Genomic DNA, 24,786 nt, shown 5'->3' with positions numbered 1-24,786 from the left:
TCACAGCCGCAGGCGCCGGAACGGCGCGCCGAGCGCGGCGGCGTCGGTGCGGGCGGCGTCGGGCTCGTCGCCGCGACGCTCGTAGCGGGCGGCGGCGAGGCGCAGGATCGCGAGGCGCAGGGGCTCGGGAAGCGGCGGACCGTCGCCGCCGTACCCGGCCGCGACCTCGATCAGGATCGTGCGGCCGGCGGGATCCGGCGCGGCCGGATCCACCTGCAGGGACGGTGCCCCGTCCGGGTCGGGGCCGAGGCGCACCAGCCCGGCGTCGAGGTCGGTGACGCCTCCGGACGGGTCCGCGAGGCCGGCGCGGAGGATCGCGACCAGCGGGCTCAGGGGCAGCGGCACCTGCCCGTCCGGCGGCCAGGCCGTCAGGGCGATCCGGTACCGGCCCGGGACCAGGATCCGCCGGGTCTCGATCTCCAGGCTCGCGCGGGCCGCCGCGATCAGGGCCTGGAGCAGGCCGTCCTCGTCGGCGCCCGCGTCGGAGTCGACGCGCAGGTAGGCGCGCAGGTCGGGCACGCCCACCGGCTCGACGGCGGCGGCGGCGATGCGTAACGGGATCATCGCACGTCTCTCTGCAGGTGGTCCGATGCCGATCTCGAAGCGCCGCCCGGCGGCCCGCGCCGCGCGGGTAGCGACCGTCACGGCGATCCTGATGGCGATCCCGGTGCTCGCGGCCGTCCCGGCGCGGGCGATCGTCGGCGGCACCGAGGCGCCGGCCGGCGGGGCCGTGATGGTCCTGTCGTCGAAGGGCGGTGTCTGCACCGGCGTGGTGCTCGGCCCCGACACGGTGCTGACCGCCGGCCACTGCCTCGCCGACGCCAAGGAGCACCGCGTCCATTTCCGCGACGCCGCCGGGGCGCCGGTGCTCGTCGACGTCACCGCCCAGGCGGTCCATCCGGGCTACGACGCCGGCGCGGCCGCTTCCCGGCGGCGCTCCGTCGATCTCGCGCTGCTGCGCACCGAGACGCCGCTGCCGCCGCGCTTCGCGCCCGTGACCCTGAGCGCCGCCCCGGCGCGGGCGGGCGAGACCCTGACCCTGTCGGGCTACGGCGCGGCCAAGCCCGGCGACCCGCGCTCCACCGGCACCTACCGCAGCCTCGGCCTGCCGGTGATCGAGCCCTACGGGCCGAGCCGCATCCTGGTCTGGCTGAAGGGCGCGGGCGGCGGCGCCTGCCAGGGCGATTCCGGCGGCCCGATCGCGGGACCGGACGGGGCGGTGCTGGCCCTGTCGGCCTGGATCGGGGGCGCCTGCGGCGGCCTCACCCAGGGCGTCCTGGTGGGGCCGCAGCGGGGCTGGATCGACCGCGTGCTCGACGGCTGGGACCGGACGGCGCGCTGGGTGCAGTAGCGGCGCGGCGCCGCGTGCGCAGGGAACCTCAGCTTGGCCGGGCTATTGCCTTGCTCTAGGCTCACTCGATCTGGGGCCCCTCGCCCCAGGCTCCCTCGGCGCCGCCTCCGGCGTCCCCCACCCGCGCCCGCGCGCGCCCGGAGTTCCCGATGTCCCCTCGCCCGATCCGAAAGGCCGGCCCCCGCGAGCGCAGCCTGCGCGGCGGCCTGTGGGGCGGGTTCCTGGGCCTGTCGCTGCTCGGCGCCCTCGGAGGCCTGCTGCCCACGCCCGCGGCGGCGGTGATCAACGGCACGACGACGCGGGACCCGAACGGGGCGCGCAGCTTCGTGGTGCGGATCGAGAGCACCGAGGGCGAGATCTGCTCGGGGACCCTGATCGCCCCGGACCTCGTGCTGAGCGCGGCCCACTGCGTGATGCGGCCGGCCGGCTACACGGTGATCAGCGTCGACCGGAACTTCCGCCAGCACCGGACCGCGGTGATCACCGCCTCCATGCACCCGGACTTCGTGCCCGGGACGACCCCCGAGGACCAGCCCGGCGTCGACCTGGCGCTGCTCAAGCTCGAGCGCCCGCTCGGCAACGACTACGTGCCCCTCGATCCCCGGGGCGCGGGCTCGATCACCGACGGGCAGCCCGTGGACATCGCGGGCTTCGGCGTGGTGGCCGAGAACCGGCGGAACTCGGCGCGCATCCTGCGGCTCGCCCACCTCGTGTCGATCGGCTCGCTCCAGGTCGCCAACCGGGTGACCGTCGTCACCGACCGGCGGCGCATGGCCGAGACCTCGGGCGCCGGCGCCTGCCTGGGCGATTCCGGTGGCCCGATCCTGACCGGCGGCCCCGGCGGCTACCGGATCGTCGGCGTGGTGAGCTGGTCGAGCGGCGCCCTGCAGCAGGGCGCGCGCCGGACCGCCTGCGGCGGCTTCACCGCCGTGACCCCGGTGGCCGAGCATGCCGGCTGGATCGCCGCGCGCACGGCGGAACTGTCGCGCATCCAGGTCGGCGACGCCCTGCCCCGCGGCAACCGGTCCGACTGGATGGCCCGCCCGGGCCGCCGCCGCTGAGGGGCCTCACCGCAGTCGGGCCGCGGCCCGGCCGCGGCCTGACCGCCGCAAAGCCGCTGCCCGCTCCCGGATCCTTCGCGCCTGCGGGAACCCGGAGGCCGATCGGCACTTTTCGCATCCGAACCTTCCCGGCTCACGGAGCGAGAGCATGGCCGACACCGGCACCAGCAACACCCCGCGGACGCACAAGACCCGCAACAACACCGACTCGAACGCCAAGAAGGTCTCGATCGAGGCGCTCAACGCCCGGCTCGCGGACGGCATCGACCTCGCCCTGGCGATCAAGCAGGCCCACTGGAACCTCAAGGGCCCGCAGTTCATCGGCGTCCACGAGATGCTCGACGGGTTCCGCACCCAGCTCGACGAGCTGAACGACAGCGTCGCCGAGCGCGCGGTCCAGCTCGGCGCCACGGCCTTCGGCTCGACCCAGGCGGTCGCCGAGCGCACCAAGCTGCCGGCCTACCCGACCGGCATCTACGCCATCGCCGACCACATCGCCGCGCTGATCGACAGCTACGCCGCCTACGCCAACGCGGTCCGGCAGAACATCGACGAGACCGACGAGGCGGGCGACCCCGACACGGCCGACCTGTTCACCGAGATCTCGCGGGCGGTCGACAAGCACCTCTGGTTCCTCGAGGCGCACGTGCAGGAGCCGACCGGCACCCTGCGCGACGGCAACGCGGGCCGCTGAGGATCGCGGCGCCCCGCCTTCGGGCGGGGCGCGACTCGACGCGATCGGGGATACGAAAATGCCCGGCCGCGAGGCCGGGCTCAGTGGGGTCCCTTTGCACGGGGACATCAGGACCGGGAAGCTTTGGAGGGCGAACCGGTCCCGATCGGGGATCAGAAGTCGCGCTGGACGCGGAAGCGGAAGGTGGACACGCTGTCCGCCGTCGTGGTCCGCGGCACGAAGGTGCCGTTGTTGATGCCGGCGACGTTCGCGTAGGCCGTCGGGCTCTTGTCGCGGTCGATCACGCGGCCGTTCTTGACGCCGACCTGGGTGTAGAAGCCCTCGACACCGATATCGAGGTCCTTGACCGGCGACCAGATGATGCTGCCGCCCGCCACGAACTGGTAGGTGTCGCGCAGCGCCTCGCTCAGCTGGAAGAACCGGGTGCCCGGCACGCCGACGCCGTTCACACCGAACGAGTTGCCACCGGTGTTGTTCGCCAGCGCGAAGGCCGCGCCCTGGGCCAGACGGGCGCCGCTGCCGTAGCTCATCTCACCGTACGACCCGAAGAAGGCCGAGCGCCACTCCGGCGACCAGTAGTGGAGGTACGAGGCCGTCGCGGTGAAGCTCGTCGACTGCTCCATCTGGCCCGTGAAAGGGTTCACCGTGGCGTCGTTGAAGTACTGCGCGAACTTCTGCCCCTGGATGGTCGTCGGGTTCTGCGAGTAGCAGCCGCTGAACGCGCAGTAGCCGGTGTACATCTGCGAGCCGGAGCCGTAGGCGCCCTGCAGGTAGAGGGCGTCGCCCGGCGCGATGAACGGCGTGTTGATCTTCAGGCCGCCCTGCACCGCCCAGCCGTACGAGTTGCTGGTGTGGGGGATGCTGATGTTCGAGCCGGTGCCGGTGCCGGCGCCGTTGGCCACGTTGCCGACGTTCAGCTCGTGGACGGCCGCCGACAGCTGCGCCGAACCCCAGGCCTGGTCGAGGCGCAGGGCGCCGACGACGTCGGGCATGCGCGAGCGCTGGATCACGTCGACGAAGCTGTACCGGGTCGGCACGCCGCCGGTGTAGCCGATGAACACCTCGGCCGGAGCGTTCGTCTGAGCGAAATTGACGATGTTGGAGTTGTTCGTCACGCCGGCCGGGTTGTTGGTCTGCGAGAAGATCGGGCTGCGGCGGAAGACCGGGTCTTCGGCCGAGATCGTGGCGGACAGGCCGTTGCCGAGCGTGGCCGTGTAGGCGAGCAGGTTGGTCGAGGCGATGTCGGAGCCGAGCGTGGCGCCGGCGAACTCGAAGTCGTGGGCGTAGAAGTCGAAGAACGACGAGGCGCGACCGGCGGTCATGCCGGCGAACTGGATGAAGGCCTTGTCGACGTTCACGAACTGCTGGGCGCGACCGAACTGGTCGATGCCGAGAGCCGGGAAGGCCTGGCCGATGCGCTGCTGGGTGCCCGACTGGCCGACGCCGGAATAGCCGGTGCGGGATCCGGCATCGAGGCGCACGAAGGCGCGCAGGGTGCCGTAGGCGGTCTGGGTGCGGGCATCGAGGTTGATGCGCATCCGGCCCTGGTAGCCCGACGTATCACCGACGTTCGAGCCGTTCTGCCGCGAGTAGCTGGTCATGTAGCCGCCCTCGAACCGGGCGCGGCCGGAGAGACGCAGGCAGGTGTCGGTGCCGGGGATGTAGAAGAAGCCGGCGCCGTACGCGCCGCAGACGCGGACGTACTCGATCGGGACAGCCTTCTTGACCGGCAGATCAGCCGCCTGCGCTGCGCTCGCCGCGGACAGAGCCGCGGCGGAACAGAGGAGCGTGTGCTTCAAGATCCTCATCGATTTCCCCAAAACGTCGAGACCCATATTGGAGACAGCATTCAGCCACGCAGGCCGCGCTGCTATTATTTGTTTCGGCCGAATTGATTCGTCTTGCCGATGAGCTCTGGTTCTTTCGAGCTCTTGTTCGAATAAGTTCCCGCAAATGGCCGCAGCCATCAATCCCAAATCGGAACGGCCACCCGTGCCAATGTATTCGGTGGCCACGCGGCCACATAAAAATGATCTTGTTTGTCCGACGGAAACAGACACAGCACGAGCGTTTCGGCTGGAAAGCGTACTAACAGACCATGTTTCTAGCAGAAACACTGTACTTCCCTGACAGATCGTATTGATCTACCGGAAACGAAGGGGTATTCGGCCGTCGAGCCCTCACGGGCCGGCTCGGACGCGGATCCGATCGCCCTGCAGGATGGCGCCGCGCCGGGCGGTGCGCGGGCCCCGCAGCGACGGACGTCTGCCGACGGGACCGGACCCGGACTGCTCGGTATCGAGAGGCGGCGCCGGGGTCCCGGTCCCCTCTCACCCCATCGGGTCGATCGGCACGGCCGATCGGCCCTAGGCGAGCCGCCCATGCGCAGCGCTTCGTTTCATCCCGTCCCACGCCCGAGTCGTCCGCGTACCGTTTCAGCGTTTCCATGATTTCCGCGCGTCCGCCCGAGCGGATCCGCGTCATGCAGCCCTTGAAATTGTGAGACGTCAGTGGAAATCGATCTTGAGACATATTATCAGGCGGCCAGAACCGGCAGCCTGGCCTGTATTCGCTCGCTCGACCCGATCTACGGCGAGCGCTTCTTCTTCCTGCGCGTCCGCGAGGTGCGGAACGGCCGCATCGCCACCGCGCGCGGGATCTTCTGGACGGTCAACGGCGAGAAATGCGATCCGGGCTGGGGCGGGGACGCGCACGCGCTGGTCGTCCCGACCCTGGCGCTCCTCGAGATGATCGAGCCGAACCTGGAGCGGATGGCGCAGTTCGGCGTCGACCGGCGGTTCGAGATCGCCGTGGCGCGGGCCGTGCTGGAGGGCCGCCTCACCGAGATGCCGGAGATGCCGCAGCCGCCGGTTCCGACCCTCAAGGAGGCGCAGGCCGAGCTGCAGGCCGCGATGGCCTACTGGGAGGCCGTGGACGTCCGCGAGGCGAAGCCCGGCACCTCGGTGCGGATCCGCCGGGAGGCCAGCGAGCGGCTGGTCACCGCCCGCACCAATCTCGAGCGGGCCAAGCAGCAGGCCGGGCGGCTCGCGGGCTGCGGCGACCGCGCGGGCTGCCCCGGCTAGGGTCGCCGCCGCGCGTCAGGAGAACTTCAGGAGCTTGAGCGCGTCGAAATCCTGCACCCCGCCGCCGACGCGCTTGGTGGTGTAGAACAGCACGTAGGGCTTGGCCGAGTACGGGTCGCGCAGCACCCGCATCCCGGTCCGGTCGACCACGAGGTAGCCCCGGCGGAAGTCGCCGAAGGCCACCGACAGGCTGTCCTTGGCGAGGTCCGGCATCGCCTCGGCCTCGGTGACCGGGAAGCCGACCAGCGTCGCGGACCGGCCGGCGGCGAGGGGCGGCTGCCAGAGATAGTTGCCCTCCGAATCCTTGAACTTGCGGATCGCGCTCTGGGTGCGCCGGTTCATGACGAAGCCGGCATTCTGCCGGTAGGCCGCCCGCAGCCCGTAGATCAGGTCGAACAGCGCGTCCCCCGGGCTCGCCGACGGGAACGCACCCGCCGTCCCGGTGGCGACCGTGCCGATCTTGCCCGGCACCCAGGCGGCGTTGGCGACCGTGTCGTAGCTCAGGAAGCCCCGCGGGCGGCTCGCGCCGTTGCCGGACACGAAGGCGACGCCCTCCTGCTCGGCGAAGGCGGTCTCCACCTCGGCCGAGAGCCACGCGTCGAGATCGACCACGGAATCGTCGAGGAGCGTCTGGGTGGCGGCCGGCATCGCGTAGAGCTCCATCGCGGGGAACGCGATCTCCGACAGGGCCGGCGCGGCGGTCTCGGGGCGCGGCGCGGTCTCGGCGGCCCAGCCGGTGACCGGCGCGCCCACCGAGACGGCGCGCTTGTACTGGGCGCCCGAGATCGGCTGCACGCTGGCGATCGACCGGATCGGCGAGACCTGCCCGAGGCGCGCGAGCACGGTCCGCTCGATCGTGTCGGGGACGAGGTAGCCGCCGTCCGGCCCGGAGCCGGCCGAGAGCGCCTTGGCCTCCAGGCGCTTGAGCCCGGCGCTCTCGCCCGCCCGGACGTAGAGGTCGAAGGCGGCCTTGTGCTCGTGCGCGGCCCCCGTCTCCCGGACGTCCGGCTGGCCGAGGGGCGGCCGGGCCCGCTCCAGGGCGATCCGGTCGAGCCGGGTGCGGGCGGCGTCGAGGGCCGCGTCGATCCGGGCGAGCTTCTCCTCGGTGAGCACGTCGACGCCGAGGCGGCCCTCGATCCGGTCGATCCGCGCGTCGTTCGTCTCCTTGAAGGCCGCGAAGGCGGCGGCGAGCTCGTCCAGGGCGGAGCGGACCGGGCCGCCGTCGGAATGGGCGGCCTTGTTCTCCAGCGGCGGCAGGCCGCCCAGCGGGGCGGGATCGGCGATCGGGGTCTGGGCGTCCATGATGGGCCTCGTCGGGGGTGGAAGTCAGGACCGCGCGGCCGGCAGCGGCCAAGCGGCAGGTCTCGCGGCAGGTCTCGCGGCGGGTCTCGCGGCGGGTCCGAGGGCGCCCGGCGGCGCGATCAGGCCGGCGAGGCCGCGGATCGCGTCGGCCTCCGGGTCCGGAGCCGGGATCGACGCGGAGCTCGCCCTGGCCCCCGGCTGCAGCGGGAAGGTCACGAGCGAGATCTCCCAGAGGTCGACCTGCTGGAGCCGGCGCTCGCCGCCGGTGCCCTTCCGGGCGCGCAGCGTGCGGAAGCCGATCGAGAGCCCGTCGAGGCCGCCGCCGCGCATCAGGGCGTCGACCTCGCGGGCGCGCTGCACCGCGAGGTTGAGCGCGCCCTCCGCGAACAGGCCGCGGCCGTCCTCGCGCAGGGCGAGCCAGCGGCCGATCGGCTCGGCCGGATCGTGCTGGAACAGGAGCCGCACGCCCGCGGCCCCGCGGCGGGCGAGGCTCGCCGCGAAGGCGCCCGGCACCACCACGTCGCGTCCGAGATCGGGCACGCCGAACAGGCTGGCATAGCCGGAGAAGTGGCCGTCCATGGGGGATCCTCGGATGGGACAGTGAGGGCGCGCCCCGCGCCTCAGGGTGTGCCCGGCGCCCCCGGCATCGCGGGCGGGTAGCCCACGGCCTCCCGCTTCTCCGCCGCCGACAGGAAGTCCGCGGCCTGGACCCGGCGCCACAGGGATTCCCGCTCGCCGGCCAGCGCCTCGATCCGGTCGAGGTCGGGCTCCAGGTCGATCGCCCCGAAGGCGGGTTCCAGCCAGCCGGCCAGCGCCCGGGCGGTGCGGGCCGCGAGGGGGATCAGGGTCTGGCGGTAGAGGGCGCGGTTGGCCTCGGCGTAGTTGGCGTGGGTGTTGTCGCCGGGGAGGCCGAGCAGCAGCGGCGGCACGCCGAAGGCCAGGGCGATCTCCCGGGCGGCCGCGTCCTTGGCCGCCACGAAATCCATGTCGCGCGGCGAGAGCGCGAGCGGCTTCCAGTCGAGGCCGCCCTCCAGCAGCAGCGGCCGGCCGGCATTGGCGGAACCCTGGTAGTTCGCCTCCAGCTCCGCCTTCAGCCGGTCGAATTGCGGCTCGGACAGCGTCGCCCCGGCGAAGACCAGGGCGCCGGACGGCCGGGCGGCGTTGTCGAGCAGCGCCTTGTTCCAGGCGCTCGCGGCGTTGTGGATGTCGAGGGCGGCGGCGGCGGCCGCGATCGGGGCGAGCCCGCCGGTCTCGTCCTCCGGGTGGAACAGCGTCAGCGCCAGGATCGGCGCCACGGCGATCCCCGGCTCGGGCAGGTCGAACCGGCGGCTGCGCCCGCCCGCCGTGTAGAGATAGGCCGCCGGCCAGCCGTCCGGGCCCGGCAGCACCCGCATCCGTCCGGGACGCAGGGCCTGGAGCGCGGCGACCCGCCCGTCGAGGCTCACCGCCTCCAGGTAGGCCGTGCCGGTGAGGAGGAGGTCGGCGTAGAGCGTCTCCAAGAGGTGCGGCCCGCTCTCCCGGGGGTTCGGCCGCGCCAGCAGGGCGAGCAGGTCGCCCGCGCGCTCGGCGCCGGGGCCGGTGGCGATCAGCGGCAGGCCGGCGGCGCTCTCAGCGACGAGCCGCACCGCCCGGTGGACGACCGGGTTGGCCTGGTAGCCGGCCCGGGCGAGCGCCGCCGGATCGCGGGGCGTCCAGCTGGCCCGTCCCTCGGCGTAGAGGGCGAAGGCCGGGGCCGCGGCGGCCTTGGTGGCGAGGGCCGGGCCGCCGGCGGCGCGGCGCGCGACCCGCGCCAGGCGTTCGAGGAGGGTCGACATGCCGGTCCGTTCCTGAGCTATGGTCACGCGATGCAGCCCCGGATCCCCACACGGCCCCAGGCGCGGCCCCAGGCGCGGTTCGGGGGACGGGTCCGGGGACGGGTCCGGGCGGAGTCCCGCGTCGCGGCGCGGGTCGCGGCTCTGGTCCCAGCGCTCGTCGTCGGGCCTCTGGGCGGGCCCCTGGCCGGGCCACTGGCCGCGCCCCCGGCCGCGCCGGCCCGGGCCGCGGATGCGCCCGCACCCGCGCCCCTGTGGCCGGAGCCCGACGGGACCCTGATCCTGGCGCGCCCCTTCGGCCGGTCCGAGATCAGCCTGCGCCTGTCCCGGCGGGTCGCCGGGGCGGTGGACACGCTGACCTGGGACGGCGTCACCTTCCTCGCCGACACCGAGCCCGGCGACGCCCTGCAGGCGCGGGCGGAGATCGGCTCCGGCGCCGCCTGCCGCCGGGCGAGCGAGGCCGGCACCCCGCAGGACGGGTCCGGCGCGCCCGCGGCCCGGCGGCTCCGCGCCCTGCGCGCCGGCCGGAGCTGGGCCGAAACCGAGACCCGCATGGCCTGGGACGGCCCCGCCGACCCGGCCGACGAGCCGCCCGCGGACTGCCCGACCGCCTCCGCGAGCCCCGCGATCCCGGCCCCGGCCCCGCTCCTGCGCAAGCGGGTCGCCCTCGGCCTGCCGGGCCTCGGCAACGCCGTGGAGGTGCAGGCGAGCTTCAACCTGACCGAGCCCGCGGCGGCGCTGCGTCTCGAACCCCTCGCCGCCGCGGTGCCGGCGGAGTTCTCCGCGGCCTGGCGCTTCGACCCGTCGACCGGCGGGCTTGCGCCCCTCGGCCCCGGAGCGGGGGAGCGGCCGGACCCGGTGATCCTGGCGACGCCGGAGGGCTCGCACGCCCTCGCGGTCTGGGCCCCGGGTCCGCCGGAGCAGGAGCCCGACGCGCCGCGGCCCGGCTTCGCGGTCGCGCCCGAGGCCGGGGCGAACCGCCTGAGCTGCCGCTTCCGGCTGGCGAACGCCGCCGCCGGCGCGCACGATTTCGCCTGCTACGCCCTGGTCGGCACCCTCGCCGACGTCCGGGCCGCCCTGCGGAGCCTGACCACGCCGCCCTGACCGGCCCGGCGCCGACCTGTGCTAGACTGTCCGGACCGACGAACCGATGGAGGTTCCGATGGACAGGAAGCAGGCCCTCGAACTCGCGATCTTCGTCATCGCGCTCGTCCCCTTCCTCCGCTGCCTCATGCCCTCCGCGACGCGCTCCCGGGGGCCCCGCCGCTCCGGCTCCCTCAGCTACGATTCGGGCTCCGGCGGCGACGGCGGCGCGATCTTCGGCGATGGCGGCTGCCACGGCAGCGACGGCGGCAGCTGCGGCGACGGCGGCGGCGGCGGTGATGGCGGTGGCGGCGGCGATTGAGCGACCGCTCGGGCGTCCAGGAGCCCGGCACGCCCAGGAACCCGGCACGCCCAAGAACCCGGCATGCCGATGTGCCGGGGTCGGGCAGCGACGACGGTTCGGGAATCGGAGCCGGGCCGCGGCGCCCGGGAAGGACGGCGGGGATCAACCCGACAGATGCGCCCCTCAATCCGCCCGCCGTCGGCGCGCAATACGGAGAATTACGGTGGGGATTCCCAGCTCAGGACCGCGTGCCGTGGCCTGATCGCTACAGATTTGGCGCACGACATTGTGTATACAGCATGCAGTTCGTTCCAGAGACCACGAACCGACTCCGGCGCGCTTCACCCGAAGCGCGCCGAATTGTTTCCGGCGACCGCTGTCACAACCGCCGGATCCGGGGCTCGGCCCGGGGCTCCAGCATCAGGTGCGTGAGCGCCCAGACCAGGGCATCGAGACGGTCGGGCGAGGTCCCGCCGGACAGGCCGTCCGGACCGAAATCGCACAGCTCGTCCTCCAGCGCCGGGAAGGCGCCGACGTGGTGGACCAGCCCGCGGGCGTAGAGCAGCGAGACCGGCTCGGCGCGCAGGTACTTGCCCCGCGTGGCGTGGACCCGGGTCACCGGCACGGCGGGGTCGCACTGGCCCAGCACGGCGGCGGCCATCTCGCCGCCCTGGTTGACCTCGACCACGAGGGCGTCGGCCCGGAGCCGGTGGTAGAGCGCCAGCGCCGCGGCCGCCCAGGCCTGCGGGGTGGCGCGGGCGAGGCTCGCGTCGGCCAGCACGTAGGCGTGCCCGCCCGCGCGCCCGGCCGCCACGATCCCGCAGGCGTCCGAGCGCGCGCCCGAGGCGGCGGGGGGATCCACCGCCACGACGATCCGCCCGAGATCGGGCGCCGCGGCGAGGCGGCCGGCCTCCAGGGCCGCGCGCGTCCACAGGCCGTCGTCCCGGTCGGCGATGAGCTCGCCGTCGAGTTCCTGCCGGCCGAGCCGCGTGCCGGCGTAGCGCCCGACCACCTGCTGGAGGAAGTCGGGCGCGAGATGCGCGGCGTTGTCGTGGGTCCGGGCACGGCTCACCACCGTGCGCGGGTCGGCGAGCAGGCGGCGGATCAGCGGCACCGGCCGGGGCGTCGTCGTCACGAGGTTGCGCGGCCGGGCGCCGAGGCGCAGGCCGAACTGCAGCATGTCGAAGGCCACCTCGGGCCGGCGCCACTTGGCGGCCTCGTCGCACCACGCGGCGCCGAATTGCGGGCCGCGCAGCGCGTCGGGCTCCTCCGCCGAGAAGGCGAGCGCGACGGCGCCGTTGCTCCACTCCACCCGGCGGCGGCTCGGCGACCAGGCGGGCCGGGCCCGTCCCCGCGCCGGCAGGCCGAGGAGGCCGGAGGGTCCCTCGACCATCACGTCGCGCACGTCGAGATGGGTCTCGCCCACCAGGGCGATCCGCCCGACCGGCGCGCCCGCGAAGGCCGGGTCGCCGCGCGCGAGGGCGTCGACCCACTCGGCCCCGGTGCGGGTCTTGCCGCTGCCGCGGCCGCCGATCACCGCCCAGGTGGTCCAGGGCGCCGCGTCGGGCGGCGGCAGCTGGTCCGGCCGGGCCTGGTGCAGCCAGTCGCCCGCGAGCGCCCGGAGGAGGTCCGGCGGCAGCGTCTCGAGGAAGTCAGGCAGCCGCCCGGCCGCCGACAAAGCCAGCAACGCGTCGCGCGATCTCCGCGCGCAGGGCGGGCAGGTCGGGCTCGGTGTCGGGTTCGGTGTCGCGTCCGGTGCCATCGCCCCCCTCCCCCGCGGCGCCGCGCGCGCCCTCCGCATCCACCGTGTCGAGGAGCCGCTTGAGGCCGCCGAGGTCGCGCAGGATTCGGGCGGAGTCGCCCGCGCCCGCCCCGGCCCCGCTCAGAGCCGCGTCGAAGGCGGCGATCTGCCGGGCGATGTGGGCGCGCAGACGCGCCCGCAGGGTCGCCGGGTCGGCCGCGGGGTCGCCGCGCCCGGTGACCGCCGGCGGCAGGTCAGCCCCGAAGGCCGTGGCCATCATCGCCGGGTCGAGCCGGCCGAGACCGAGGATCTCGGTGACGTCGCCGGGATCGGCGCCAGGCGTGCACAGCAGGCGGATCAGGGCGGCCCGGCGCGCCGCCGGCCAGCGCCCCGTCAGGAGCCGCGGCCGGTGCTGCCGCGGCCTCGGCCAGCCGGCCCGGGCGTTCCAGGTGTGCACGGTCTTCGGGTGGACGCCGAGAAGGGCCGCGATCGCGTCGCACGTCAGGTCGGTCTCGCGCAGGAGCGTCAGGGCCTCGGCGCGGCTGTCCGCCCTGCTGGGAGGGGGTGGCCACATCGGGGTCTCTCCGCACACGTCTCGACCGTGCCTGGTTGATACCCCGGCAGCGCGCCGGTGTCAAGCGTTAATTCCTATTTCTCGACTGATCTAGGACTTAAGGCATCGTTCGGTCTCAGCCCGCCCAGTGCGCCACGCCGCCGTGACCCGAGCAGGTGCCTCGACGGGTGTGGCTGAAGCTCCACGTGCCGTCCCGGCACTTGGCCGTGGCGCCCGCGGGCTTCCTGCCGTCGAGGCTCTTGGCCGGCCGGTGGACGTCGGACCCGTCCCGGCTGCGGTAGTGGCCGTGGCGGTCGAGGTTCCGGTCGTCGGGCTCCGAGAACGGCCGGGCGACGGCGCCGCCCGACAGGCCGAGGAGGACGAGGCCGGCGAGCACCGGCCAGCGGGCGGCGTTCGTCGCGGTCGGGACAGGCAGCACGGCACCCTCAAGGTTGTATCATCTGCCAAGAGACACAACCGGATCGGGGCGTCACGAACTATCTGTGGTTATCCAGAAGCCAGCTACAGGTTGTGCGCGTGGGTCACGGGGTGCGCGCGGGCCGGACCTCGGCCGGGGTCGTCCGACCGGCTCTCCGCCGCGTCCGCGCGCCCGGTGCGGCCCCGCATGTCGGCGGGATGCTGAACGGGCTCGAAAGGTATTGCCGCTAATGTCCCGGTGAATGGCAGATCTGAACGCGGTTCAGGACCGGAACGGCCGTCCGGTCGACACGTTGACCGGCGCCATCCGCACGCAGGCGTCGCCTTTCACGCAGTTCGTCAGAGTGAATCGGGTACAGAATGGTCGGTGAGCCACCAGGGTCCGGCGCGGAAGACCCGCTGGGCAACGGCCCCGCGGGGGATCCTGGTCGGGGCCCGGCGCAGGGCACCGCGGAAGCCGCCGCCCTCAGCGACAGCTTCAGGCGATTCGCCGACGTGGTGCCGCTGATGATGTGGCGCTCGGACGAGGCCGGTCAGGCGATCCACCACAACGAGTGCTGGCTGGAATTCACCGGGCGCCCCCTGGAGGCGGAGCTCGGCCTGGGCTGGCGCCGCGGGCTGCATCCCGAGGATTTCGAGCGGCACGCCCGGATCGTCGCCGAGGCGTTCGAGGCGCGGGCGCCCTTCACCGTCGAGTTCCGCCTCCGGCGACACGACGGCGAGTACCGCTGGCTGCTCGACACCGCCCGCCCCCTCGTGGAGGACGGCCGGTTCCAGGGCTATCTCGGCTCCTGCTTCGACATCACCGACCGCAAGCACGCGGAGGAGCACATCGAGCACGCGCTGGCCGAGAAGGAGGCGCTGCTGGCCGAGGTCTACCACCGGGTCCGCAACAACCTCCAGGTGATGGTTAGCCTGATCGGCCTCTACGGGCGGGCGGCCCCCGACCCCTGCCGCGGCAGCTTCGAGGCGCTGGGCCAGCGGGTCCGGGCGATCGCGCTGGTGCAGCAGCACCTGCACGAGGCGCCGCACATCGCGTCGATCGACCTCAAGGACTACCTGCACCGCCTCGCCTCCGGGCTCGGGCAGCTCCGGCGGGCCGGGCGGATCGGCGTCCAGGTCGGCGGCTCGGGGAACGGTCTCGTGGAGCCGCGCACCGCCAACGCCCTGGGCATGATCGTCGCGGAGATCGTGGCCGAGTGCCTGGACGCCACCGCCGAGCACGTCGCCTGCGCCATCGCCATCGACATCGAGGCCGCCGCGCCGCTGCGCCTCTCGATCGTCTCGAAGGTGAGCGACACGGCCGAGTCGGGCCGACCGAACGTCCCGAAGCTCGGCCCCCGCCTCATCGCCGCCTACGCGGCCCAGGCGGAGATCAGCGTCGCGGGCGATGCCAGCCCGGGCGACCCCCTGTGGCTGACCCTGCCGGCGGCGCGCCCAGGCCCGCAATGAGCGCCCGCGGCGCCGGACCCCGTCGCCACAACGGCGCGGCCGGCCTATAGCGGCCCAGACCTTTCCGGACCCGGCCGAGCATGCTCCCTCCCATCGACACCATCATCGAGAATTTCGAGATCGTCGAAGACGACGACATGCGGCTCGAATACCTGATCGAGCTCGGCCGCGCCCTGCCGCCGATGCCCGAATCGGAGCGGACCGAGGCGAACCGCGTCCACGGCTGCGAGAGCCAGGTCTGGATCGACACGCGGGCGGAGCCGGCGGACGGCACGCCGCGCCTCGTCCTGCACGGCTTCAGCGACTCGTTCATCGTCCGCGGCTTCGTGGCGCTGATGATCGCGCTCTACACCGGCAAGACGCCCCAGGAGGCCGCCGAGACCGACGGCCTCGACCTGTTCCGGCAGCTCCGCTTCGGCGCCCACGTCACGTCGAAGCGCTCCAACGGCGTCCGGGCGATGGCGGAGCGCATCCACCGCGACGCGGTCCGGCTCGCCGCCGAGGCCTGAGCGGCCTCACCCGCGCCAGAGGCGCAGGCGGGCTCGGTCCGGACCGGTCGCCTCCCGCTCCAGCCCGTAATGCTCGGCCAGCCGCCCCAGGGCGATGCGGGCCACGACCTTGGCGGAGCGGGCCGGCCAGCGGCGCTCGGCCTCGATCCGCTCCAGGCCCTTCAGGAATCCGCAGAGGTCGATCAGCAGGCCCGAGAGGTCGCTCCCGACCGCGTCGAGGGCGCCGCGCACCCGCTGCCGGGCCGCGATCACGTGGTCGGCCGCGGAGGCCGGGTCGCGCGGGCCGCCGCCGTCGATCCGGGGCGCCCCGAGATCCGCGCCCATCCGCGGCAGCAGGGCGGCGGTGGTCATGTCCCGCCGCAGCCGCTCCCCGGCCTCGAAGGCGGCCGCGTCGATGAGCGGCGCGCCGTCCCGGTCGCGCCGCCGCACCATCCAGGCCAGGGGGTTCTCGGCAGCGTTGCGCAGGGTCGGCCCGGCGCCGCCCTCCACGACGGCGAGGTCGCGGTGCTGGTCCGCGAAGGCCAAGTCGCCCGGCCGGGCCTCCCGGCGCAGGCGCGCCCGCCCGGCCTCGCTGATCGTCAGGCGCGTGCCGGCCGCGTTCCACGTCGCCAGATCGGCCGCCGCCAGGGCGCGCCCGGAGGCGGCCGCGAAGCGGCCGCTCCCCACCGAGATCCCGTCGCCGCCGCGCCGGGCGACCAGCGCGTCCTCGACCAGGGGGTCGGGCCGCGCGTAGGCGCCGGGCTCCCCGAGCCGCGCCAGCAGGCGCCCCGCCTCCGACGGGAGATCCCCCGGAGCGGCGCCGCGGCGACGCGTCCCCGCGGAGGCGGAACGGCCGCTCTTCACTCGCATGTTCATGTTTTGTTCCGTGTGTGCGACGACGGACGTGCGAAGCCTCCAGTTTCTCAGGAAAAATCAGAAGGTCAAGGCTTTTTTACCTACAACCCACAGCTATCTAGCGACGGCCGCGCGCGTCGGCGGCCGGTGCAGGATGTCGGCGATCTCACCCTCCGACTTGCCGCGGACTTCGTAGCCCATCGCCTCGAACCGGTCGATCAGCGCGGCGCTCTCGGTGGCGGAGCGCGCCGCCCAGGCGGCGAGGATGTCGTTCACCCGCTCCAGGTCCGCGGCGGGGTGATCGTCCTGCGGATCCGGCTGCGGATCGGGGGTCGCGTCCATGTCGGCACCTCGGGATCGAACCGGCGACCGTGGTCGAAGCCACGGCCCGCGGTTCAACGCCCCAGGCCGGAACCGGCTCCCGGCCGAGCCGGCATCGCCGCCAGCCCTCTTGGATCACCCCGGATCCGCAGCCGCCCTCAGAAGTCCCGCTGCACGCGCGCGCGCACCTGGATGACGTCGACGTGGCGGGCGGTCGAGACCGGGTTGGCGAGGTTGTTGACGTAGGCCGCGTTCTGGTTGGGATACCGGCCCAGGTCGAGGATGCGGCCGCTCTGCGGCCCGTAGCGCGTGTAGATCGCCTCGACGCCGATATCGAACTCCTTCACCGGCGACCAGATCAGGTTGCCGCCGACCACGAAGCGGTAGCTGTCCCGCAGGACCTGGCTCAGGTCGAAGAACCGCGTGCCGGGGGTGCCCGGCCCGGTCCCGGTCACGCCGAAATAGGCGCCCTGCGCCGCGCGGGCGCCGCGGGCGAAGCTCAGGGCGCCGTAGGAGCCGAAGAAGGCGGAGCGGACCGCGGGCGTCCAGTAGTGCAGCATCGCCGCCGTGAACGAGTAGCTCGTCGACAGCTCCAGGCGCTGCGTGAAGGGGTTGATCACGCCGTCGCTGAAGAACTGGGAGAAGGCCGCCCCCTGCACCGCGGTGGCCGATTGCGCCCAGGGGCCGTTATAGGCCGGCAGGCCGGTATACAGGGCGGTGCCCTCCCCGTAGGCGCCCTGCAGGTAGAGCGTGTCGCCGGTCGCTATCGCTGGCAGGTTGATCTTCACGCCCCCCTGCACGGCCCAGCCGAGGGCGGAGGCCGCGCCGCCCGGGGTGCGGTTGTTGCCCACCGAGACGGGCGCCCCCAGGTTGGTGCCGGCGAACGAGACGCTGCTGAGCAGGCCGTGGTTGACCTCGTGCACGGCCCCCGAGAGCTGCGCGGAGCCCCAGGACTGGTCGGAGCGCAGGACGCCGACGATGTCGGGCATGCGGCTGCGCTGGACCGTGTCCACGAAGCCCACCCCGGTCGGGCGGCCGGCGGCGTCGTAGCCGACGAAGACCGGGGCGACGGGGTTCCCGGGCGAGAGGATCGCGCCGGGATTCGGGAACGCCGAGGCCGCGGCGTTCTGGGACGCGTAGACCGGCGTGCGGCGGAATACCGGGTCCTCCATCGACAGCGAGGCGGACAGGCCCTTGCCTAGCGTCGCCGTGTAGGCGGCGAGGTTGGTCGAGGGATTGTCCGAGCCGATGGAGGCGACGATGAACTCGAAGTCGTGAGCGTAGAAATCGAAGAACGAGGAGGCGCGGCCGGCGGTGATGCCGGCGAACTGGATGAAGGCCTTGTCGACGTTGAACTGCTGCTGGGCCCGCCCGAACTGGTCGACGCCCAGGGCCGGGAAGGCGCCGCCGATCCGGTTCAGCGCGCCGGCATGCATGGTGGCGAAACCGGTCCGGCTCCCGGCGTCGAGGCGGAGGAAGGCGCGCAGGGTGCCGTAGGACGTCTGGGACCGGGCGTCGAGGTTGATCCGGAGGCGGCCCTGGTAGCCGCTGTAATCCCCCGGGGTGGCGGTCGCACTCCCCGAACGGCTGTAGGAAGGTTGGTAGGCGTACTCGTAGCGCGCGCGGCCGGAGAGGCGCAGGCAGGTATCGGTGCCGGGGATGAAGAAGAAGGCCTGGCCGTAGGCCGAGCAGATCCGCACGTGCTCGATGAGCTGCGATTTTCGCCGATCGGGAAGTTCCGCCGCCTCCGCCGGCAGACTCAGCAACCCCGCAACACCCGCCAGTACGCCCGTTGTCCCCCGCTTCGCACGATGTTTCCGGTACTCCGCACACACAACATGCATCGAATCGGCCATTCCACCATCCGCAAGTCCCCCTTCATGTCGGACGGATCGCGGAGCCGGATAATCCCAGAGCGATTTTCTCGGGCCTGTGCTCGGCTCGACTTGTCAGGATCTGTGGCGCACCCGCGGCGTTCCGGTGCCGCGTTGAGGCCGAAATCGGCCGCTGCGCCAAGTCCCTGGCGGGTTCGGGACCTTCGCCGAGACCGCACGATCGGGCCGCCCCGGCGCGGCTCCAGACGCCGCTCCGGCGCGGAACCGCGCCGGCGGATCGCGTCGTCGGCCGGACCGTTTCCCGCGCCACCGATGCCGGAAAGCAACGGATCGGCCCCGGTCCCGTGGCCGCGCCGTCCCGGCCGGCGATACGCGCCGCCCGCCCCGGCCGCGCCCCCGGACGCCTTGCATCCGCGCGCCCGGCGGGACACATCCCCTCACCCGGACGCGACACCCGCGCGCGACGGGACCCGACGGGAGAGACGATGACGGAGATCGGCCACGGCTTGCTCGCTCACAGGACCGGCGCGCCGGTGGCCGAGGCCCGGCCGCGACGCTTCAGCGTCCACGGGCAGGAGATCACCGACGACTACGCGTGGCTGAAGGCCGAGAACTGGCAGACGGTCCTGAAGGACCCGGCCGCGCTGCCGGAGGACATCGCCGCCTACCTGAACGCCGAGAACGCCTTCGCCGAGGCGGCGCTCGCCGGGAGCGCGGAGCTCCGGCGGCAGCTCGTCGCCGAGATGCGCGGGCGGATCCAGGAGGACGAGAGCGGCGTCCCCGAGCCGGACGGGCCCTTCGCCTACTACACCCGCCACCGCGAGGGCGGGCAGCACCCGCTGATCTGCCGGCGGCCGGCCACATCACCCGACGTGCCCGAGTCGGGCTTGGACCCGGACGAGACGATCCTCATCGACGGCGACCGCGAGGGTGAGGGCCTGCCGTTCTTCGAGATCGCCGCCGCGGTGCATTCCGACGACCACGCCCGGCTCGCCTGGAGCGCCGACACCAAGGGCTCGGAACTCTACACGATCCGGGTGCGCGACGTCGCCACCGGCCTCGATCTCGACGACCGGGTCGAGGCGACCTCCGGCGAGGCGGTCTGGGCCGCGGACGGCGCGAGCTTCTGGTACGTGGCGGTGGACGCCAACCACCGCCCCGCCAAGGTGATGCGCCACCGCGTCGGCACGGGGCAGAGCGAGGACGAGACCGTCTACACGGAGGCCGATGCCGGCTACTTCGTCCACATCGGCAAGACGCAGTCCGGCGCCTTCCTCGACGTGACGGTGAGCGACCACGAGACCTCCGAGGTCCGGCTGCTCGACCGGCACGCGGAAGACGCCCCCCTGCGCCTCGTCGAGCCGCGCACGCCGCTGCTGATCTACGGCGTCGAGCACCGCGGCGACCGCCTGTTCATCCGCACCAACGCGGACGGCGCCGAGGACTTCAAGATCGTCACCGCGCCGCTCGACGATCCGGGCCGCGCCAACTGGACCGACCTCGTGCCGCACCGGCCCGGGGTGATGATCCGCCACCTGCACCTGCTGGCCGGCCACCTGGTCCGGCTGGAGATCGAGAACGCCAAGCCGCGGATCGTCGTGAGAGACCTCGCTGACGGCACCGAGCACAGCGTCGCCTTCGCCGAGGAGGCCTACTCCCTCGGCCTGCGGGCCGGGCTCGCCTTCGACACGGCCACGATCCGCTTCGTCTACTCGTCGATGACGACCCCGTCGGAGACCTGGGACTACGACTGCGCGGCCCGCACCCGGCTCCTGCGCAAGCGGCAGGCGGTGCCGAGCGGGCACGACCCGGCCGCCTACGTGACCCGGCGGCTCTTCGCCACCGCGCCCGACGGCGAGCAGGTGCCGATCTCGCTGCTGCACCGGCGGGACCTCGCCCTCGACGGCAGCGCGCCGCTGCTGCTCTACGGCTACGGCTCCTACGGCACGCTGATGCCGGCGGCGTTCCGCACGAACCTGCTGAGCCTCGTCGACCGCGGCTTCGTCTACGCCATCGCGCATATCCGCGGCGGCACCGAGAAGGGCTGGCGCTGGTACCTCGACGGCAAGCGCGAGAAGAAGCCCAACACCTTCACGGACTTCATCGCCTGCGCCCGCGCCCTGATCGCGGCGCGCTACACCGCCGAGAAACGCATCGTCGCCCATGGCGGGTCGGCGGGCGGGATGCTGATGGGGGCTGTGGCCAACCTCGCGCCCGAGCTGTTCGCCGGCATCGTCGCCGACGTGCCCTTCGTCGACGTGCTCAACACCATGCTCGACGCGGAGCTGCCGCTGACGCCGCCGGAATGGCCCGAATGGGGCAACCCGGGCGAGAGCGAGGCCGCCTTCCGGACGATCCTGTCCTACTCGCCCTACGACAACGTCGCCGCCAAGGACTACCCGGCGATCCTGGCGCTCGGCGGGCTGACCGACCCGCGGGTGACCTACTGGGAGCCGGCCAAGTGGGTCGCGCGGCTGCGCGCCACCATGACGGGCGGCGGGCCGGTGCTCCTGCGGATCAACATGGAGGCCGGCCACGGCGGCGCCGCCGGCCGGTTCGACCGGCTGGAGGAGGTGGCGCTGATCTACGCCTTCGCGCTCATGGCGGTGGGGAAGGCGTAGAGCCGCCGCCCGTGCGGGCGCGGCGCTCCAAGGGGTGCTGCGCCTGAGGCCGTCACGCTGGCCAGCCCCACCCCCGCCCTCAGGACGCGGCCGGCCTCACGGCCGGGCCTCGGCCGGCGCCGGTGGCTGGGCAGCACCCTCCTCCGGGTTGCGCGGCCGCCTCGCCGCCTCCTCGGCGGCCTTGTCGGCGGCAGTCCTGTCCGCAGCGGCCTTCTCGGCCGCGGCCTTGAGGGCCGCCGCGCGGGCCCGATCCATCTCGATCCGGGCGCGGCGGCGCTGCCGCTCCACCTGGTCGGCCTCGGTCAGCTCGATCGTCTCCAGCTCGCGCTGCAGCACGAAGGCCGCGAGGCCGTTCGACAGGGTGCCGACGTCGAGCACCCGCTCGGGCGCGCCGAGCGGCCCGGTCAGGCCGAACTGGACCGCGGGCGGCCCGGCATTCCAGCCGCGGGGCACCGGGCCGCCCGCGAGCGTGCCGCGGGCGTCGAGGCGCCCGGCGCGCAGGTCGTAGCCGACGGTGCCGACCCAGCGGGCCGGCCCGAGATCGAGGTCGAACGGCCCGGCCCGCAGCACGCCCCCCACGATCGTGGCGGCGGCCCGGGCGGATCCGCGCGCCTGCGCGCCGCCCCGGGCGAGTTCCTCGGTGACGAGCGCCTGGAGCCGGCCCTCGCGGAGCGGGTCGTCCATCTCGGCCGCGCGGGCGAGAGCGCGGCCGAGCGCCGCGGGATCGGCCGCGGGCAGGCTCAGGTCCGTCAGGGTGAGCGCGCCGCTGCCCGAGAGGCTGTCGGCGAGGCCCGGCAGGGTCTCGGCCGTGGCGGCGAAGCGCAGGTCGGCACTCAGGCGGCCGCCGAACGGGCCGCCGGCCAGGGTGGGGAGCGCCGCGCCGTCGAGGCTGCCCGAGCCCGAGACCGAGGCGCCGGCCCCGAGCCGGGCGATCGTCACCGAGCCCGCGAGGCGGCCGCCGGCGAGCTTGCCGGTCAGGTCGCGCAGGGTCAGGCCCGCGTCGGCGAGGCCGAGGGCAGCGGTCGCGTCGGTGGCGACGAGGCCGCGGCCGAGATCCAGGCTGGCCACGCGGGCGTCGAGCGACAGGGCCGGGTGGGCGGTCGGCGGGCCGAACGCGCCGTTCGCCCCCGGCGGGATCACCAGGGCGGCCGCGAGCTGCGGGATCGACAGCCGGTCGAGGGCGAGGCGGCCGTGCAGGGCACCGCCTGCCGACCGCAGCAGCGTCCCGTTCACCCCCGCGCCCGCGACCGTGCCGGCGAGCGCGGCGGCGGCCTCGCCCTGCTGCCGCGACAGCGTGACGGTGAGGTCGGCCGGCCACGCGCCCGGTGCCAGGGTCGCGGCGCCGGCCAGCGTCAGGAACGGCGCCAGATCGGCCGTCTCGCCGCGGAGCGTGCCGCCGGTGGGGACGAAGTCGGGACCGACCAGGATCGGGCGGCCCGTGGCGAGGCGCAGGCCCGCGACCGTGCCGCTCGCCGTCAGGGCAAGGGACTGGCCGTCCGGCCGCTCGGCGGTCAGCCGAAGCTCGGCAGGTTGCTGCAGGCCGGCGAGGTCGGCGCGGCCGAACCACGGTCCGGCCCGCGGCGCCGTGAGGGTGGCGGTGCCGCCCTCGATCCGCGTGCCACGGCTCGCGAGCGTCAGGTCGAGGGTGCCGCCGCCGGCGCTGCCCCGGGCCTGGGTCCGCAGGGCCGCGGCCGCGCCGCCCTCCCGGTCGAGGGTGACGGCGAGGTCGAGGGGCGCGTCCCGCAGGAAGGCGGGCAGCAGGCGGATCTCGCCCACCCAGACCCGCTCGAGCAGGCCAAGCAGCGGCGCCGCCGCCGGCGCCTTGAGGCGCCCGGAGACGCGGCCGGTCCCGTCCGCGCCGATCTGACCGGACAGCCGGGCGCTGGCGCCGGCGAGGTCGGTGACGTCGAGGCTGTCGACCGCCAGGCCGGCGCCGTCCGACTGGATCCGCGCCGCGATCGTGCCGGTACCGGAGCCCGCGGTGCCGAACCGGACGTCCTTCGCCTCGAGCGTCAGGGCGAGGTCGGTGTCGCGCAGGGTGCCGAGGGTCGTCCCGAGGGGCGGCAGGCCGGCGATGTCGAGGCCGGTGGCGCGGATCTGGGCCTCGAACCGCCCGCGCTCGGCGCCCTCGGCGGCGGTGTAGCGGGCGTTCCCGGTGATCCGCGCCGGCCCGAGGCCGAGGCGCATGTTGCGCAGGGATAGGCCGGTCCCGGCGGCCGACAGGTCGGCGGCGGCCTCGATCTTCCGCCCGTCGAGGAGCGCGACGAGCGGCCCCTCGGCGCCGAGGCGGCGCAGGTAGCGGCCGAGCGCCTCCGAGTCGGGGGCGGCGAGCGCCACCGGGCCGGAGAAGCGCAGCGGCGCCGTCTCGACCTGCCCGCTCGCCGTGACGGTGGACTCGGCCGGGCCGGTCACCGCGAAGCGGCGCAGCAGCAGGCCGCCGGCCCGCTCCAGGGTGCCGGTGAGGGCGAGGTTCGACCATTCCTCGCCGCCCAGCACGGCGCTGCCCACCGTGAGGTCGAGGTCGAGCATCGCCGGCAGGCTGCCCGTCGAGCGCGGCAGGCCGCGGGCGATCAGGTTCTGCCCCTCCGCCGAGGCCAGGAAGGCGTCGAGGTCGAGGCGGCGGGCGTCCAGGGTCAGGCCGGCGCGCCACTGGCGCAGGTCGAGCCGTCCGGTGCCGCCGAGCCGCAGGGCCCGGCCGCCGGGGTCGATGGCGAGGTCGACGGCCTCGAAGCGCACCTGCGTGCCCCGGGCCTTGAAGGTGCCGGCCAGCGAGAACGGCAGGTAGGCGCCGGCCGCCTGGGTCGGCGGCCCGACGACGAGGCGGGCGGAGCCCTCGGCCTCGACCTGGGCGCCGCCGGATTCGGCGGGGACGAGGCCGAACCGCGCGTCCGCCTCGAAGCGCGGCGTCGCGTCGCCGCCGCCGGAGATCTTGGCGGCGAGGCGCCCGTCCGGTCCCGGCGTGCCGCTGACCGCCCGGAACGGGACGCCGCCGCTCGTCCCCTCGATCCGCCAGGGCCCGACCAGGGCCGGCGCCTGCAGGCGCAGGTCCTGGACGTAGAGCTGGTCGGTCCGCCCGGTGGCGGGGACCTGCGTGGTGACGAGGAACTGCTGGATGTGCAGGTTCTCGATGGCGAGGTCGCGGTCGCGCAGGGCCCCGCCGAAATCGGGCGGCAGCTTCAGCGTGTCCGGGCCGGCGACCGGGAGCTTGATCTCGGCCCGGCCGATCCGGGTCTCGGTGAAGCGGAACTCGCCCTTGAGGAGCGGCGCCAGGGCGATCTCGGCCTTGACGAACCGGGCATCGAGGCTGGGGCGGTCCGGATCGGCGCCGAGGTGGAGGCGGTCGACGCGCAGCCGCGGCGACGGCAGCAGGCGGACCTCGATCCGGCCGTCGGTCCGGACCGGAACGCCCAGGGACCGGGCGAGCGCCCGCTCGACGAGCCCGCGATGGGCCTGCCAGTCGACGAAGGGCGGGACCGCGAGCGCCGCCACGAGAACCAGGATGACGGCGCACGCCAGCGCGGTCAGAAGATCACGCAATGGTCCCGTTCCGCACCATCTCTGCGCGAGGCCGCGACCTCACCGGGCCGCCGTGCCCCGCGTGCCCCCGCGAGTCAGTCGCCACGGCCATAGCACGATAAGCCGCCGGGGGCGCCAGCGGCGATGCCACGGTCCCGAGCGGCGGTCGGGGCACGCGCGAGGTTCCTCGGGCATCCCGGGCCCGCGGCCTATGGATCGCGCGATCGGCCGCGGAACGCGACCAGCCCGAAGGACGCGGATCACCCCGGCGCGGACA

The 24,786-nt window shown here is 74.2% G+C and carries 21 protein-coding genes; 9 read left to right on the top strand and 12 right to left on the bottom strand.

All coding sequences use genetic code 11. The annotated features are described in order from the left end of the window. Complete coding sequence (locus tag LXM90_RS04670) at positions 1-564, bottom strand: head-tail connector protein (protein ID WP_020090920.1); 564 nt, start codon at positions 562-564, stop codon at positions 1-3. A 25-nt stretch (positions 565-589) separates the two neighbouring features. On the opposite strand from LXM90_RS04670, the gene LXM90_RS04665 reads away from it, so the two are divergent. From LXM90_RS04665 to dps, 3 genes are all read left to right on the top strand, one after another. Beyond that, entirely contained in the window at positions 590-1,351 is a 762-nt protein-coding gene (locus tag LXM90_RS04665) for a S1 family peptidase (protein WP_020090921.1), read from the top strand. A gap of 149 nt (positions 1,352-1,500) precedes the next feature. After that, on the top strand, positions 1,501-2,412 hold the full coding sequence (locus LXM90_RS04660; protein ID WP_020090922.1) for a S1 family peptidase: 912 nt from the start codon (positions 1,501-1,503) through the stop codon (positions 2,410-2,412). Positions 2,413-2,560: 148 nt separating this feature from the next. Beyond that, positions 2,561-3,106: a DNA starvation/stationary phase protection protein Dps gene (dps, locus tag LXM90_RS04655; protein ID WP_012321876.1), complete on the top strand. Its 546-nt coding sequence runs from the start codon at positions 2,561-2,563 to the stop codon at positions 3,104-3,106. A gap of 152 nt (positions 3,107-3,258) precedes the next feature. Here the strand turns inward: dps and LXM90_RS04650 are convergent, their stop codons facing one another. Beyond that, positions 3,259-4,914 (bottom strand): porin, encoded by a 1,656-nt coding sequence (locus LXM90_RS04650; RefSeq protein WP_234081915.1) that lies wholly within the window; start codon positions 4,912-4,914, stop codon positions 3,259-3,261. A gap of 702 nt (positions 4,915-5,616) precedes the next feature. Between LXM90_RS04650 and LXM90_RS04645 the strand changes: the two genes are divergently transcribed. Next, positions 5,617-6,189 (top strand): hypothetical protein, encoded by a 573-nt coding sequence (locus LXM90_RS04645; RefSeq protein ID WP_234081914.1) that lies wholly within the window; start codon positions 5,617-5,619, stop codon positions 6,187-6,189. Between the two features lie 15 nt (positions 6,190-6,204). On the opposite strand, the gene LXM90_RS04640 is transcribed toward LXM90_RS04645, so the two are convergent. The 3 genes from LXM90_RS04640 to LXM90_RS04630 are packed head-to-tail and all read right to left on the bottom strand — an operon-like array spanning position 6,205 to position 9,305. Further along, on the bottom strand, positions 6,205-7,491 hold the full coding sequence (locus tag LXM90_RS04640; RefSeq protein WP_234081913.1) for a phage major capsid protein: 1,287 nt from the start codon (positions 7,489-7,491) through the stop codon (positions 6,205-6,207). Positions 7,492-7,515: 24 nt separating this feature from the next. Beyond that, positions 7,516-8,070, bottom strand: a complete 555-nt coding sequence (locus LXM90_RS04635; protein WP_020090926.1) for an HK97 family phage prohead protease — start codon at positions 8,068-8,070, stop codon at positions 7,516-7,518. Positions 8,071-8,111: 41 nt separating this feature from the next. After that, complete coding sequence (locus LXM90_RS04630; RefSeq protein WP_234081912.1) at positions 8,112-9,305, bottom strand: phage portal protein; 1,194 nt, start codon at positions 9,303-9,305, stop codon at positions 8,112-8,114. Between the two features lie 30 nt (positions 9,306-9,335). Between LXM90_RS04630 and LXM90_RS04625 the strand changes: the two genes are divergently transcribed. Together LXM90_RS04625 and LXM90_RS04620 are read left to right on the top strand one after the other, a co-directional pair. Beyond that, positions 9,336-10,406, top strand: coding sequence for a hypothetical protein (locus tag LXM90_RS04625; RefSeq protein WP_234081910.1), 1,071 nt, complete (start codon positions 9,336-9,338; stop codon positions 10,404-10,406). A gap of 58 nt (positions 10,407-10,464) precedes the next feature. Then, positions 10,465-10,707: a hypothetical protein gene (locus LXM90_RS04620; RefSeq protein WP_234081909.1), complete on the top strand. Its 243-nt coding sequence runs from the start codon at positions 10,465-10,467 to the stop codon at positions 10,705-10,707. Positions 10,708-11,068: 361 nt separating this feature from the next. Here the strand turns inward: LXM90_RS04620 and LXM90_RS04615 are convergent, their stop codons facing one another. The 3 genes from LXM90_RS04615 to LXM90_RS04605 form a co-directional block, all read right to left on the bottom strand. After that, on the bottom strand, positions 11,069-12,367 hold the full coding sequence (locus LXM90_RS04615; RefSeq protein ID WP_234082951.1) for a DNA-packaging protein: 1,299 nt from the start codon (positions 12,365-12,367) through the stop codon (positions 11,069-11,071). Continuing rightward, complete coding sequence (locus LXM90_RS04610) at positions 12,342-13,004, bottom strand: helix-turn-helix domain-containing protein (RefSeq protein ID WP_103984632.1); 663 nt, start codon at positions 13,002-13,004, stop codon at positions 12,342-12,344. The genes LXM90_RS04615 and LXM90_RS04610 overlap by 26 nt, the downstream gene beginning before the upstream one ends. Positions 13,005-13,119: 115 nt before the next feature. After that, entirely contained in the window at positions 13,120-13,422 is a 303-nt protein-coding gene (locus tag LXM90_RS04605; RefSeq protein ID WP_091676159.1) for a DUF3761 domain-containing protein, read from the bottom strand. Positions 13,423-13,781: 359 nt separating this feature from the next. On the opposite strand from LXM90_RS04605, the gene LXM90_RS04600 reads away from it, so the two are divergent. Next, positions 13,782-14,873 carry a sensor histidine kinase gene (locus LXM90_RS04600; protein WP_234081908.1) on the top strand — a complete coding sequence of 364 codons (1,092 nt, stop codon included), beginning with the start codon at positions 13,782-13,784 and terminating at the stop codon, positions 14,871-14,873. An 80-nt stretch (positions 14,874-14,953) separates the two neighbouring features. Beyond that, a complete protein-coding gene (locus tag LXM90_RS04595) occupies positions 14,954-15,382 on the top strand; it encodes a SufE family protein (RefSeq protein WP_020090933.1) in 429 nt (142 codons plus the stop codon). Positions 15,383-15,388: 6 nt separating this feature from the next. On the opposite strand, the gene LXM90_RS04590 is transcribed toward LXM90_RS04595, so the two are convergent. The 3 genes from LXM90_RS04590 to LXM90_RS04580 all read right to left on the bottom strand — a co-directional run bounded on the left by LXM90_RS04590 (position 15,389) and on the right by LXM90_RS04580 (position 18,393). Then, complete coding sequence (locus LXM90_RS04590; protein WP_419149861.1) at positions 15,389-16,231, bottom strand: DUF6456 domain-containing protein; 843 nt, start codon at positions 16,229-16,231, stop codon at positions 15,389-15,391. Between the two features lie 99 nt (positions 16,232-16,330). Beyond that, entirely contained in the window at positions 16,331-16,558 is a 228-nt protein-coding gene (locus LXM90_RS04585) for a hypothetical protein (protein ID WP_103984631.1), read from the bottom strand. Between the two features lie 137 nt (positions 16,559-16,695). Continuing rightward, on the bottom strand, positions 16,696-18,393 hold the full coding sequence (locus tag LXM90_RS04580; RefSeq protein ID WP_026604586.1) for a porin: 1,698 nt from the start codon (positions 18,391-18,393) through the stop codon (positions 16,696-16,698). 464 nt (positions 18,394-18,857) lie between these two features. On the opposite strand from LXM90_RS04580, the gene LXM90_RS04575 reads away from it, so the two are divergent. Beyond that, positions 18,858-20,993, top strand: coding sequence for a S9 family peptidase (locus LXM90_RS04575; protein WP_020090937.1), 2,136 nt, complete (start codon positions 18,858-18,860; stop codon positions 20,991-20,993). A gap of 96 nt (positions 20,994-21,089) precedes the next feature. Here the strand turns inward: LXM90_RS04575 and LXM90_RS04570 are convergent, their stop codons facing one another. After that, positions 21,090-24,530 (bottom strand): AsmA-like C-terminal region-containing protein, encoded by a 3,441-nt coding sequence (locus tag LXM90_RS04570; protein ID WP_020090938.1) that lies wholly within the window; start codon positions 24,528-24,530, stop codon positions 21,090-21,092. Between the last annotated feature and the right edge of the window lie 256 nt (positions 24,531-24,786).

This window comes from Methylobacterium oryzae (assembly GCF_021398735.1).
In the GTDB taxonomy this organism is placed as follows: domain Bacteria; phylum Pseudomonadota; class Alphaproteobacteria; order Rhizobiales; family Beijerinckiaceae; genus Methylobacterium.
This window is presented reverse-complemented; position numbering and strand designations above follow the sequence as displayed.